The organism is Bacillus sp. JJ1521 (assembly GCF_036965165.1).
GTDB lineage: Bacteria > Bacillota > Bacilli > Bacillales > Bacillaceae_L > Ferdinandcohnia.
Window position 1 is genome coordinate 45,970 of sequence record NZ_JBALOX010000013.1, and the last position, 13,029, is coordinate 58,998.

At 37.7% G+C, this 13,029-nt stretch carries 11 protein-coding genes and 1 pseudogene; 3 read left to right on the forward strand and 9 right to left on the reverse strand.

The window, feature by feature from the left end:
* Positions 1–54: 54 nt before the first annotated feature.
* From V7147_RS03080 to V7147_RS03090, 3 genes and pseudogenes are all read right to left on the reverse strand, one after another.
* Positions 55–1,221 carry a TraB/GumN family protein gene (locus tag V7147_RS03080; RefSeq protein WP_335366393.1) on the reverse strand — a complete coding sequence of 389 codons (1,167 nt, stop codon included), beginning with the start codon at positions 1,219–1,221 and terminating at the stop codon, positions 55–57.
* A 135-nt stretch (positions 1,222–1,356) separates the two neighbouring features.
* Positions 1,357–1,783, reverse strand: a pseudogene (locus tag V7147_RS03085) (alanine:cation symporter family protein); the annotation flags it as partial.
* 41 nt (positions 1,784–1,824) lie between these two features.
* Entirely contained in the window at positions 1,825–3,495 is a 1,671-nt protein-coding gene (locus tag V7147_RS03090; RefSeq protein WP_335366394.1) for an LTA synthase family protein, read from the reverse strand.
* Positions 3,496–4,000: 505 nt separating this feature from the next.
* On the opposite strand from V7147_RS03090, the gene V7147_RS03095 reads away from it, so the two are divergent.
* Complete coding sequence (locus V7147_RS03095; protein ID WP_335366395.1) at positions 4,001–4,342, forward strand: cupin domain-containing protein; 342 nt, start codon at positions 4,001–4,003, stop codon at positions 4,340–4,342.
* 39 nt (positions 4,343–4,381) lie between these two features.
* Here the strand turns inward: V7147_RS03095 and V7147_RS03100 are convergent, their stop codons facing one another.
* Together V7147_RS03100 and V7147_RS03105 are read right to left on the reverse strand one after the other, a co-directional pair.
* Positions 4,382–5,539, reverse strand: coding sequence for an ABC transporter permease (locus V7147_RS03100; RefSeq protein WP_335366396.1), 1,158 nt, complete (start codon positions 5,537–5,539; stop codon positions 4,382–4,384).
* On the reverse strand, positions 5,529–6,281 hold the full coding sequence (locus tag V7147_RS03105; protein WP_335366397.1) for an ATP-binding cassette domain-containing protein: 753 nt from the start codon (positions 6,279–6,281) through the stop codon (positions 5,529–5,531). Before V7147_RS03105 ends, V7147_RS03100 begins: the two co-directional genes overlap by 11 nt.
* A gap of 183 nt (positions 6,282–6,464) precedes the next feature.
* On the opposite strand from V7147_RS03105, the gene V7147_RS03110 reads away from it, so the two are divergent.
* Both V7147_RS03110 and V7147_RS03115 read left to right on the forward strand, forming a co-directional pair.
* Positions 6,465–7,163, forward strand: coding sequence for a LytR/AlgR family response regulator transcription factor (locus V7147_RS03110; protein WP_335366398.1), 699 nt, complete (start codon positions 6,465–6,467; stop codon positions 7,161–7,163).
* 9 nt (positions 7,164–7,172) lie between these two features.
* Positions 7,173–7,931: a sensor histidine kinase gene (locus V7147_RS03115; protein WP_335366399.1), complete on the forward strand. Its 759-nt coding sequence runs from the start codon at positions 7,173–7,175 to the stop codon at positions 7,929–7,931.
* A gap of 160 nt (positions 7,932–8,091) precedes the next feature.
* On the opposite strand, the gene V7147_RS03120 is transcribed toward V7147_RS03115, so the two are convergent.
* The 4 genes from V7147_RS03120 to V7147_RS03135 form a co-directional block, all read right to left on the reverse strand.
* On the reverse strand, positions 8,092–9,585 hold the full coding sequence (locus tag V7147_RS03120; RefSeq protein ID WP_335366400.1) for a DHA2 family efflux MFS transporter permease subunit: 1,494 nt from the start codon (positions 9,583–9,585) through the stop codon (positions 8,092–8,094).
* A 109-nt stretch (positions 9,586–9,694) separates the two neighbouring features.
* Positions 9,695–10,624: a glutaminase A gene (gene glsA, locus V7147_RS03125; protein WP_335366401.1), complete on the reverse strand. Its 930-nt coding sequence runs from the start codon at positions 10,622–10,624 to the stop codon at positions 9,695–9,697.
* Positions 10,625–11,057: 433 nt separating this feature from the next.
* On the reverse strand, positions 11,058–12,155 hold the full coding sequence (locus tag V7147_RS03130) for an iron-containing alcohol dehydrogenase family protein (protein WP_335366402.1): 1,098 nt from the start codon (positions 12,153–12,155) through the stop codon (positions 11,058–11,060).
* 27 nt (positions 12,156–12,182) lie between these two features.
* On the reverse strand, positions 12,183–13,022 hold the full coding sequence (locus tag V7147_RS03135; protein WP_335366403.1) for a MetQ/NlpA family ABC transporter substrate-binding protein: 840 nt from the start codon (positions 13,020–13,022) through the stop codon (positions 12,183–12,185).
* Positions 13,023–13,029: the final 7 nt, after the last annotated feature.

Below are 13,029 nucleotides of genomic sequence, written 5' to 3' on the forward strand. Positions count from 1 at the left end.
GAAGCTAGCCATAGATAAAAAAGGCCTGTCCGCACTGGACAGGCCTTTTTTACCTTATAAATTCTTGATAAACAACCTCACGACATCGGCTCCGCCGATAAATAAACCAAGAGTGGTACCTAGGTTACATAAAACAATAATAAGCAAGATGCGTGTTACTTTGTTATGCCAGAAGCCCTTTACACTATAGACATCGGTTGAAAGTGTTTCAAAGTCCTTCACACTTGGACGGCGTAAGAAAGCCTGTACAAATCCTGCAATCCACCCCGCTGCAATTAGTGGATGCATGACCCCAATTGGTGCTGCAAAAAAGGCGGCAACAATCGTCAATGGATGCCCTAGAGCAATCGCCGCTCCAATAGCTGAAAACGAACCTGTCCACAAAACGAGACTTAAGGTTTGTTGCAAACCTGCTTCAGGATTCGCAAAGAATGTGTAAACAATGATTGCCACAATTAAAACCGGAATCGCCCAACCAAATATTTTGGGTGCTTTTGATTTTGGTGGAAGCTGGGTAAGCTTCTTTAAATCATGTTCCTTTTTTATTTCTTCCTTGATTCCCGGAACATGCGCTGCCCCAAGTACAGCTACTATTTTTTCTCCTGGGGCATGTTTGATTTTTTGAGCTAAATACTGATCCCGCTCATCAATGAGTGGAGTTTTTAATTTCGGAAAGCTCGTCGAAAATTCCGTCAGCATCGAATTTAACATATCCTGAGATTTCATTTTTTCAAGCTCTTCCTCGGTAATTGTTTCGTTACTGAAGATGCTGTAAATAATCGACATTAATAATTTCATTTTACCGGTGAACCCAACGGCATTCCAAATCCGTGAGAACGTAACTTGAATATTTCGGTCCGCTAAAACGAGTTCCGCTCCAACTTCTTTTGCTGACTCAATCCCTTGAAGCATTTCTTGACCAGCATTTATCCCGAATTGGCTTGCCATTCTCTTCTGAAAGGAGGAAATCATAAGGTTCATGAGAAGCAATGTAGCTTTTTTCTCTTTAATGACCTTAAAGATGTCCATTTCCTTCCACTTGTTACCTTCCATCATCGACTGATATCTTTGATCATCGAGCTCAATACAAACAGAATCTGGCTTCTCGGCTTCGATAACTTCCTTTACCTGTTCAGCACTATGCTTAGAAACATGTGCTGTTCCAATTAATATGTATTCCTTACCATCTAATTCAATCCTCGTAATATTTTCTTCAGACATAATAGACCTTCCTTATACATGCTCAATTTGTGTATATTCCTAATTCTAAACTAGAATGGCTGAGATTTGAATTCTTTTAATAAAATATGTACAAAAAAGGACCGAAGCATCTAGAGCCTTCGGTCCCGCTCCCCTTTATCCAGGGAATGAATTATCTTTATCTTTATTTCCTAGAGAACCTGATGGGTTGTCATCATGAACATAATCATTCACCCAGTAATCCGCATTTTTAATTCCTAGCTTTACGGGATCAAAGACTGGATACCCCTGCCTTACGCTGCCTCTCGTAATCCTTTAAGGTGATTAATGCAGGTTTTGCTAATATGAGAATGGCAATGACGTTCAGCCAAACCATTAAACCTAAGCAGATATCCCCAAATGCCCATGCAAGCTTTGCTTCATTTACTGTACCTTAGGTCATGGAGGCTAATAAAACAATTTTAAGAATAAACATGCCCACCTTACTGTCTCTACCTCTCATTAAATAAGCGATATTCGTTTCTGCCATGTAGTATTAGGCCATAATCGTTGTAAAAGCAAAGAAGAATAGTGCGATTCCCATTTAATTATATTGGACCATTTTCTAATAAAATGCCTTTTTTATCATTCCCGAAATACTTTTCGGTAATAGTCTAACTCTAATATTTTGGCAGAGTAATAGAACTTTTCTTGGACACGCTGCAGTCTACTCTGAAAATAGCCCTCTTCCAAAACTTCTCCCTCATCTGAAGTGAACCCATGGGTAATGGAGTTATAGCTTCCTTTATCTGTAATAAAGCTTTGATTTTGAAAAATAACAAGTGGCTCAGCATCTGAGAAAATATCGCTTCCCATCACTAACCTTGAGTCATATTCAAGCCCAAGCAAATTAGAAAGTGTTGGGAGAATATCTAGACTGGATGCAGGTTTTTCAACGACAACTTGCTCCATTCCTTTTGTATAAAGGATAAAGGCACTTTTATAGAGTTCAAAATTTTCCTCAACTATATGTCCTGCAAGTTCGTCAATCGTTCTCTTTTCAAGCCCGTATGGATAATGGTCCGCACTTAATGCAATCAAGGTGCGTTCCGCAATCCCCTTTTTCTCAAATTCAGCCATCAGTGTTTCCAGTGCGCGATCTAACTCAATTTGTGTTGCCAAATACGCCTTTGCCTGTTCGGAGTATGGAAGATCTTCTACAAGTTGTTTATTTTTATTCGCAATAAAATTTCCCATAAATGAATATTGCATATGTCCACTAACAGTCATGTAATACGTATGGAAGGGTTCGTTATCTATATAATTTGGAATTGTTTTTTCTATCATCTCAAGGTCTGATTCTGGCCAGGTTTCTATTACATCCAAACCATTTCCAAGACCATAATAATCATACCCCATGTTTGGATGTGAAATGTCCCTTCCATAATACGTATAGGTATGATTGTGATATGCAGTTGTTTTGTATCCCTGTCTCTTCAATTGCTTTCCCATGACAAACGGTAAGAGATTGCTTCCCGAATCTCGAAAGCTCCAAACCCCACTTTTCGGTATTAAACTATTTAATGCAACATATTCTCCGTCCGACGTACTTACGCCCCATATCGGTGTATAAAAATTCGTAAATCGAAAGCCTTCATGGACAAGCTTATAGAGGGTTGGCGTTACATCCTTGTGAACAGCATATGGTGAAAAACCTTCAGCAGTAATCAGGATCAGGTTATATCCCTTATATTTGCCAGTGTACTCATTTTTCGCAGTGGGTTTCACTGATGTAAAATAACGATGCATATTTAGGATTTCCTCATTTTCTTCGTTTGAAATTAATTCATTAAAGTCGATTTCTAGTTTGTTATATTCTTTGGGTTTTGTTTCTACTTTTTCGGGCGGTATTTTTATAATGGGCTCCCTTTGAATATTAGGCTTATGAATGAAAACCGGATTAGACGGATTAGGTATCTCCACTTTAGGAGACGTTCCAACAAGCTGTCGTTGAAGATCAATACGCATCGCTGTAAGAATACCAAATCGCTCAACAGAAAGGCTTGGAAGATTGCTAACGTAATATAAATCAAATGCTGAATGGGATTCCTTCCCACCTGCATAGATCGTTGCAATTCCAGCAGATTGAAAGAGAATGATGCAACAAACAACTATTAGTCGATTCAACCAGCCAATTTTCACAAATGCAATCCGCTTCTTTTTTAAAAAGACTAAACCAATAACGGGTAGAAAAAACAAGATAATAAATACAATATTATCAACAATCACATTTAAAATATCCCGTCTAAATTCCATAATTTGGCCTGTAATTCCAAGTGAGTAGATAATATAATATGACTTAAAAAACTTATAGTAAATCATCTGGGATGCATAAATCAATGAGGCTATTGTTAAAAGCACAAGTGCAAGAAGCAAGTTAAATATACCATTAAAAATACTGCAAATTAGAAAAAGCACTAGACAAAAGACAATTAGGAAAATAAGAGACCTTACATAATCAAAAGTAAATAAAACTTCAGTTGTAATTATCCTGAAAATCGTTTCCATAAAGAGAAACGACCCAAAAAAGTAAAATAACAAAGATTCATTTTTCATAAATCGCTTCATTGAAACACCCTTTCGCACAAGGTCAGCCAATACTACTTTAGTCGTAATACTACCATTATACTGAATTTTATTATAACTTAGATGTGGTTTATTCATTTTTTACAAATAATGATTTAAATCACGGTATGTCTTTTAATCCTATCTTATAATGGGTATAGATAGACGAAGAAAACATATACAGGGAGCGATTCAAATGAAAAAAGAAATGCTCGACAATTTTATTGAATATAACGTGGAAAGACTTACAAAGCGTATTATCTTTAAAGAAGGTGGCAGCACCGTCTTCGTGTTAAATTTTATGCCAAATCAATCTTTACCTGCACATAAACATCCAGGTTCAAATGTTTATCTACATGTTTTAACTGGTGATGGCACCTTTATAATTGATGAACAAGAAGTAAAAGTAAAAAAGAATGATGTAATAGTTTGTAATGGAGATGAAAGCTTAAGCTTTGTAAATGACGGATCAGAAAATGTAAGTCTATATGTTACACTTACAAAGATTTCAGACGAAAGATACGCTCAAGACGTCTGAAAATAAAACTGCCAACCTTTATGGTTGGCAGTTTATTCGTTAGTTCATAACCCATTTATCTTTCATAAACATGATTCGACCAATAACAAAGAAGATTATCATACAAGCGATGTTGCTACCGAATGCAAGTAAAATATGTTCATAGTTAACAATTCCGAACATCAATTCTTTTATTAAAGTAAACAAATTCATAATTGGCACAACGAAGTGAAATGCTGTAAGTTCATTCACACCCACCCCTACAATCACCATTGCAGGGAACATCGCAATCATCATGACAGGACTACTATAGCTTCCTGCTTCCTTGATCGTCTTCGCGGCAATACTTGTAATCATGATTAATGATGCAGTGAATGCAGCGTAGATAATTGATAGTAAAATCGCAAGTCCAATGATTAAATAAGCGTCATTTCCAAATGATACCGCATTTTTGAGATTTTCAGTAAACAAACTAATTTCCATTGCAACTACACCCAATGTAACAATGCCTATCACTGACCCAATTGTTGCTATCGTTAGCCATTTTGCTAGTAGCAAGGTAGATCTTTTAACCGGTGTCATTAGGAGAGCTTCCATTGTTTTCTTCTCTTTTTCCCCTGCAAATAAGTCTGATGCAGAAGGTCCAGAACCAACTCCTATTGCAATTGATAAGATTAAGGGAATTAAAAATGCCAGCATTTCAACATTTGGATCCTCATTTGTAAGCTCGATTTGTTCAATTGCAAATGGCTGCATAACAGACGGATCCACTCCGCCTTCCTGAAGATTCTCTGCCACAACTGTCTTTTCAAAAAACGCTAATGTGCTCATAATAATCGCATTTAATTGATTAGACTTTTGACTAAATGAATCCCCGATCAGCGTTACTGAAGCTTTTCCCCCATTTTGAGTGGCCTCAATGAAATTTGGAGTGAATTGTAATCCACCCTGTGCATCCCCATCAAGAATAGATTGTTCCAGATTAGAAGATTCGATTAGTTCGACATTCTTAACTCCTGTAAAAATCATTTCTGCCTCATTCATAGCAGACTCTACAACCGCTAGTTGATAGGTCTCACCCTCATCTTCCGAAATCATGTTTTCATAAAAAAATGTTAATCCGGACATCATAATGACTGGTAATAACACAGTAAGTATCAATGTTCGACGATCCCTAAAGCAATCTTTTAATTCCTTTAAATATATATTACGAAGCATACGTTTCGTTCCCCCTTACAAGTTTACTCATGAATATATAGTTTAAATCCCGGTTTCCTTCTAATTTATAAAGCTCCTCTAAATCACCATGATAGACTAGCTCTCCCTTATGCATCATTGCAACGGAATCACAGAGCATAGAAACCTCTTCCATGATGTGGCTTGAGAAAATGATTGTCTTTCCATCACGTTTTAGTTGGTGAACAAGCTGTCTGAACACATTTGAAGATGTAATATCTAAACCTGTCGTTGGTTCATCAAATAGAATAATCTCTGGATTATGAATCAATGTCCGAGCAATCGCTACCTTTTGTCTCATCCCTTTTGAGAACCCGCCGACCTTTCGGTTGAGGTAATCTCTCATTCCAAACATCCGCGCTAATTCATCAATTCTAACTTTTGTTTCATGCTTGCTTAATCCATAAAGGGCTGCAAAATATTCAAGATTCTCACGGGCAGTAAGGCGATCATATAATCCAGTTTCCCCACCGAATAAAACTCCGATTCTCTTTTTCACCTCTTCTGGATTTTTTTGCGTATCATAACCAGCCACCTTTACATTACCATCAGTTGGAGTTAAGAGGGTTGCAATTGTTCGAAGGAGAGTTGTTTTTCCCGCTCCATTTTCGCCTAACAATCCAAACACTTGCCCTTTTTCAACTGTAAATCTCACATGCTTTAATGCCGTAATAGAAGTCTTTTTATCTTTGAATCTTTTTGTCACTTCATTGATTTCAATCATTTTTTTCCACCTCGTCTTGTTCTTATGTCTATATCATAGCCATACCAATCTGGAAAATCTCTAGATATGTCGCGAATATGCCTTTTTTTGTCGCGAAATGGTCAATTTCACCTGTAAAGATGGTAAAATATAAAGATACTATATTGGGAAATTTAGTTAATACGTTGTGAGGTCGATTGTCATATGAAGGTTGGTCTTGTAGATGACCGTTTGATTGATTTGGATAAGTTAAAAGCAATTGTAGGTAGCATTCCGGATGTTGAAATTATCTTCTCTACCCTGTCTGCTGAGGAAGCCTATGAACATATAAAAAAAGAAGAAATTGATTTGTTAGTTGCTGACATCGAGATGCCAAGTTTATCAGGATATGAACTTGCTGATATTATTCACACGCATGCGCTCAATATTTCCGTGATTTTTGTAACAGGAAGCAGCGGTTATGCCGTCCATGCCTTTGAGTTAAATGTCCACGACTATATTATGAAGCCTTATCCAAAGGAACGATTGATAAAATCAATTGAGCGATTATTGGAAAAAACAAAGTCAGCCGAAATTCACGGCAGACTGTATTTAAGGCAAAAAAACGAAATACATATTCTTCAGAAAAAGGACATTATTTTTATCGAACGTTCAGGACGGTCTACGACTATTTATACAAAAACAGGGCCGATAAAAACCTACCAAACTCTTAATGAATTAGAGGGCGAATTACGAGAACGGGACTTTATACGGTCACATCGGTCATTTATCATAAATATTCACTATGTAAAAAACTTTTCGCTCTATGCGAAAAATTCATATATTGTCACGTTTGAAGGCATCGAAGAGCAAGCAATGATTACAAAAGAAAAAGTGGACTTCTTACAACAAAATTATTATTAAGGTGGCTTAATGTTCAACATGTTATATTGGGGTATCATTACAATCTTAGGAGTTTTATGCCTTATTTTACTTTTTTCGCGATTTTCTCTTTCCAAAAAAATGAAAACCTTATTAGAAAATGCGAAACATTTTGACGAGCAGCGTGCTCAATTTAATGAAACTTTCCGGGTTGTTCGAAGCGAACGTCATGACTTTTTAAAGCACGTATCAGCGATTCATTTTATGCTTGAAAATAAACAGAACGAGGAAGCCAAACACTATTTAGATGAATTGGTTGAAGGCTATAAAGAAACTAACCTTTCTATTAAAGGAGAACGCGGAGTGGTGGCAGGTATTCTTCACCAAATGTATCGTAAAGCAACTGCACTCGATATTGCGGTTGTGTATGATTTTGATGTACCTCTTTCGACTCTGCCGTTGTCAGATCAGCAAATCATTACACTGGTTGGGAATCTATTATCAAATAGTATCGAAGCTTGTGAGGAATGGCAAAAAAAATATAACAAACAAGCCATTCTAACTCTGCAATTTTATAAGCGAAGTGGTTTATTTATTTTACAATGTAAAAATAACTCGCTCCCAATCCCAGCGCAGGTGCTAGATCAATTGTTCATAAACTTCGGAAATACGACTAAAGGCGATGGTCATGAAGGCCTTGGTACAAGGCTCATTCAAGATGTCGTCAACGAGTCAAATGGATTTTTAGACTTTGTTCATAAAGACGAAGATTTTACGATTAAAATAAAGATACCTGCGATTAGATTATAATAAAGAAAAGTACAAGGCCCCCGCTCATCGGCGACAAGCATAAGACGAGCGCTGAAAGAAGCTGCCTTATACCTTATAGGCTTATGACCTCGAGCCGACGGCGCCTGGAACTAGACATAAAAAAGGAGAAATCAATCCAAATGGACGATTTCTCCTTTTTTTAACCTTTGGCTAATGTTGGTTTGACACCACGTTGTTTTCCGGTAATATCCTCTTCCTGTTTTGCACGTTTCATAAAGAATGCAAGAATGAGGGCAAGGAAAATTAAGAAGGTTGAAACGAAAAATGTGAAATTAATTCCGTCTAACATCGCTTGTAATTGAATTTGAAAAGCTTGCGCCTCAGTAGGCTGCCCCTGAATATTCTTCAGTAAATTTGCTGTTGATGCCTCTTTTTTTAAGGACATAAGCGTAATTAATAATCCAGTTCCAATCGCTGCGGAAACCTGATTCAACGTATTGTTTACCGCTGTACCATGTGGATATAGATTCCTTGGCAGCTGGTTTAACCCATTTGTCGAAACTGGCATAAAAACCATAGACATACCAAACATTCTCACCGCATGCAAAACCACAAGATGCGTATAAGTGGTTTCAAAAGTTAATTGGCTGAAAAGATAGGTTGTCACAGTTGTGATGGCCAATCCTACAGTAGCTAAAATACGTCCGCCAAATTTATCAAATAATCGTCCATTAACAGGTGACATAATCGCATTTAAGATAGCTCCTGGTAAAAGCATTAGCCCTGTATCCATGGGTGAAATCCCTAGAATCATTTGAGCATAGATGGGTAAAAGTAAAAACCCTGAAAACATGGCCATGTTGACAGCCATCGTTATTACTGATGCTAATGTAAACATAGGATAGCGATAGACCCCAAAATTAAGCATTGGGATATCGAGCTTTGATTGACGCAAGATAAACCAAGTTAATGAGATTATTCCTATCACAATTGTTCCGTAGACTAAAGGACTTCCCCAGCCCAAATTGCCGGCAGAACTGAACCCATATAATAAACCACCAAATCCCAGACTTGATAAAACTAAAGAGAAAAAGTCGAGTCTTAGGAATACTTTTTCCTTTTTATCCTTCAGCATGATAAAGCCAAGGATAAAGATAACAGCTGCAATTGGAGTGATGAAGTGGAAGAGCATTCTCCAATCATAATGTTCAATAATCCAACCCGAAAGAGTGGGTCCAATTGCTGGGGCAAACATGAGGATTAGTCCGAAAACCCCCATAGCGGTTCCCCTTTTTTCAACAGGAAAGCTCACTAACATAACATTCATTAAGAGCGGCATCATGATCGCTGAGCCAGATGCTTGAATCATCCGCCCCGCAAGCAAAATGGAAAAGACATGAGCTGTACCCGAAAGAATTGTACCAATTGTGAACAGTCCCATCGCTACTAAAAATAACCGGCGAACCGTATATTTTTCGATTAAAAAGGCTGTAGTGGGAATCAAGATTCCATTGACTAACATAAATCCAGTCGTTAACCATTGAACTGTCGTTTCATCAACCTTTAATTCCGTCATAATAGAAGGTAATGCGATATTTAATAAAGTATTATTTAAAAATGAAATAAATGCTCCGACCATCAAGACGGTAAGAATACCGTAATTGGGGCGGATATGTTTGTCAGAAAAATCCATTAATATACCCCCTCATTTGACGTTTTCGTTTAGTATTTTTTTCCACTGTTTTATGTAGGCATAAGCTATCTTATATCATGGGTCTTTGGATTGCAATGAATTTGTATTCCTAAAACATACTGAGGTTATAGGTTTTTGACAAGAGTTCAAGTAGTCTTATTCCTGCGATACTATTTCCTTTATCATCTAAGGCTGGACCAAAAATACCGATTCCAAATTTACCAGGTACAGCCCCCATGATCCCTCCGGATACACCACTTTTTGCCGGAATGCCTATTTTAATTGCAAACTCCCCGGAGGCATTGTACATACCGCAGGTCACCATAAAGGTTTTACAAACTCGAGCTATATTCATTGGCATAATTTGTTTTCCGGTTTGTGGGTCAATTCCGTCTAATGCAAAAACGAGTCCAACCCTTGATAAATCAAGGCAATTCATTTCTATCGCACATTGTTTTGTATAAAGGTCGATTAGCTGCTCAACATCTCCTTCAATGATCTGATGCTGCTTTAAGAAATAACATAAGGCTCGGTTTAGATGGGCTGTTTCAAATTCGGAATGAGCAATTTCTTCATTATATTGAATCGTAGCATTGCCCGCCAATTCCCGAATAAATGTTAGCAATCTTTGAAACCGTTCTTCCACTGAATTCCCTTTAATCATATGTGTCACTGCAAGTGCCCCCGCATTAATCATCGGATTCAATGGCTTCGATGGGGCAGTCGTTTCTAGCTTTGCGATTGAGTTAAACGGGTCTCCTGTAGGCTCCATTCCAACTCGCGCAAAGACATACTCTTTACTTCTATCCATTAAGACGAGAGCAAGTGTGATCACTTTGGATATACTTTGTAAGGAGATTTTCTTTTCAATGTCACCAGCAGAATAGCAACGCCCATCAGGATAATTAATCGCAATAGACAGATCGTTCGGGTTTGCTTTTCCGAGTGCAGGTATATAATCTGCTACACGTCCTTGTTTCGTTATCTGGCGCGCAACACTAACCAAATCTTTTAATTCATCACTTGATTGACAAGGCATTTTCATCACCAAGAGTAGTATTTACTAAACAGGTTTCTACTATGTTATAAGTAGGGTTAATTTCGTATTTGACTTTCTAAATGGGTTATAGCGTTTTAAATACATACCTCTCAGGACGGATTGAGGGTTCTATCTTCATATAACTGGAAATCAGCGTCTTTCTGTACAGATTGGAACACCACCAACTACCTAATAACTGGAAAGTTGCGCCTCTCTAAACTGGCTGGAAAACCAGCAACTACCTAATAACTGGAAAACGATACCTCTCTAAGCTGTTAGAACACCATCGCTACCCAGTAACTTGGTAATCAACTTCTCCACCAACCAGATTGAGGCATCATCATATACTAAAAACAGCAATCACTACTGGCACGCTTTCAACCACTCCTGATTTCTCCAATAAAAAAAGAGACAAGGCCACATCGGCTCGTCTCTATAAAACGTATCTTTGTATATAATCCTCAAGTGTTTTGATTGCCTTAGCTACATCCAATGCCGTAATCGTCCCGATCGGCATAACATGGATCGATTCACCTTTGAGTGTTGATTTTTCAGCTACAAGTTTTATCTTTGCTTCATCAACAGCAGCAACACCAAGATCCTCAAGTGACACCGGTAATCCTAGCTTTTTGTAAAACGGAAGCAGCTCCTTAATCTCATCAAGCCTATCTTCTAAAACAAGCTGAACTAAAATACCATAGGCCACCTTCTCACCATGTAGAGCAGAATGAGTCTCTTCCAAAGCCGTCAACCCGTTATGGATTGAATGGGCTCCAGCGACTCTGCCGTAATGGTCACCAAAGCCGCCGACCATCCCGCCAAGGGCGATAATCGTTTCAGCAACCTTCGTAAAGTCATCTGTTAGAATTCTTTTTTTCGCAGATTCAATCGCTTCTTCAGCGTGCTTCACGATTAGTTTCTTACACTGTCTTGCAGAATAATGTGAAATTAATAATGGAACGGGTTTGTTTTCAATCCTAGCCATTTGCACATCTGCTTCATACCATTTAGCGAGGGTATCACCAATTCCTGCGACAAGCATTTCGATCGGTGCATTCAATAAAATTCTTGGCTCAATCAAGACCAAACTCGCGTTATTCGGATAAATATCGTAGCGAATGAACGTCCCATGTTCATCATAAATGACACTAATTGGGGTCCATGGTGCACAATTAGAACTAAGCGTTGGAATTAGCACGTAAGGTTTTTGGGAAAGATGGCTTGAAGCCTTGACTAAATCCAGAACCTTCCCGCCTCCAATACCTATGACAGCATCGAAAGATTTCTTATTAATAAATGATGAAAGGGAATCTATTTCAGTGATTGAGCACTCTCCATTATACGTATATTGTTCCGCTTGGATTTTATCAAATTTAGGTATATACCCCTTCGCTGCCTCCCAAGATTTTATCCCATGAACGAATAAAACCTTTTGATAAGAGCGAGCTGCAAGTTGTTCTTCAAGTTTGTCCAAAATACCTTCAGATACAATATATTCACTTGGGGCTGCATGAACTGAAAAGATATCCACTTTCACCATTCCTCCTTTAGGAATTATTTATTTTTTCATCCATTCTGGCTTACCGAAACCTTGGAATTCCTCATCGATGATTTTCTCAAAGTCTTCAGATTCTACAACTGCTTTTAAATCCTTCGCAAGCTGTGAATCATTATCGTTTGCACTGATTGCTACTACATTTCGATATGAATCAGACATATCTTCAAGTGTAAGAGCATCTAATAAATTCATTTTTGCAGCTAACGCAAAATTTCCTGGAACAGCGGCTAAATCTGCACTATCAACAGAGCGTGGTAATTGACCAGCTTCAATTGGTTGGAATTTTAAATTCTTTTTATTTTCTTCAATGTCCTTTTCTGAAACAGTTAAAGGATCAGCATCTTTAGCGATTGTAATAAGACCTGCATCGCGTAATGTATTTAATGCACGTGCGGCATTTGTTGGGTCATTTGGAAGTGTTACTGTAGCACCTTCTTTTACTTCATCGATTGATTTAAAAACGTTTGAATAAAGACCCATTGGTGCTGTTGGAACATTAATTAAAGCTGTTAAATCCATGTTGTTTTCTTTTTCAAAGTTTTCTAGGTAAATCGTATGTTGGAATAAGTTTGCTTGAATATCTCCATTGTCTAATGCTTTATTTGGTTGAATATAATCACTAAATTCAACAATTTCAACTGTGTATCCTAATTTTTCAAGACCTGGTTTAAGTGCTTGTTTCGCCATGTCACTGTATGGACCGGCTGTTGCGCCAATTTTGATTTCTTTTGATTCCTCAGCAGAATCCTTACCTTCATCTCCATTACTTGCGCTATTTCCACAAGCTGCAATAACAAATGCTACTAATAGTAAAATAATACCTGTTGCCCACTTTTTCATTTTTTCT

Coding starts and splice junctions, on each gene's coding strand:
- V7147_RS03135 (WP_335366403.1), bottom strand. CDS start 13,022: ATGAAAAAGTGGGCAACAGGTATTATTTTACTATTAGTAGCATTTGTT.
- V7147_RS03100 (WP_335366396.1), bottom strand. CDS start 5,539: ATGCTTCGTAATATATATTTAAAGGAATTAAAAGATTGCTTTAGGGAT.
- V7147_RS03090 (WP_335366394.1), bottom strand. CDS start 3,495: ATGGAATTTAGACGGGATATTTTAAATGTGATTGTTGATAATATTGTA.
- V7147_RS03115 (WP_335366399.1), top strand. CDS start 7,173: ATGTTCAACATGTTATATTGGGGTATCATTACAATCTTAGGAGTTTTA.
- glsA (WP_335366401.1), bottom strand. CDS start 10,624: ATGCCTTGTCAATCAAGTGATGAATTAAAAGATTTGGTTAGTGTTGCG.
- V7147_RS03105 (WP_335366397.1), bottom strand. CDS start 6,281: ATGATTGAAATCAATGAAGTGACAAAAAGATTCAAAGATAAAAAGACT.
- V7147_RS03120 (WP_335366400.1), bottom strand. CDS start 9,585: ATGGATTTTTCTGACAAACATATCCGCCCCAATTACGGTATTCTTACC.
- V7147_RS03095 (WP_335366395.1), top strand. CDS start 4,001: ATGAAAAAAGAAATGCTCGACAATTTTATTGAATATAACGTGGAAAGA.
- V7147_RS03110 (WP_335366398.1), top strand. CDS start 6,465: ATGAAGGTTGGTCTTGTAGATGACCGTTTGATTGATTTGGATAAGTTA.
- V7147_RS03080 (WP_335366393.1), bottom strand. CDS start 1,221: ATGTCTGAAGAAAATATTACGAGGATTGAATTAGATGGTAAGGAATAC.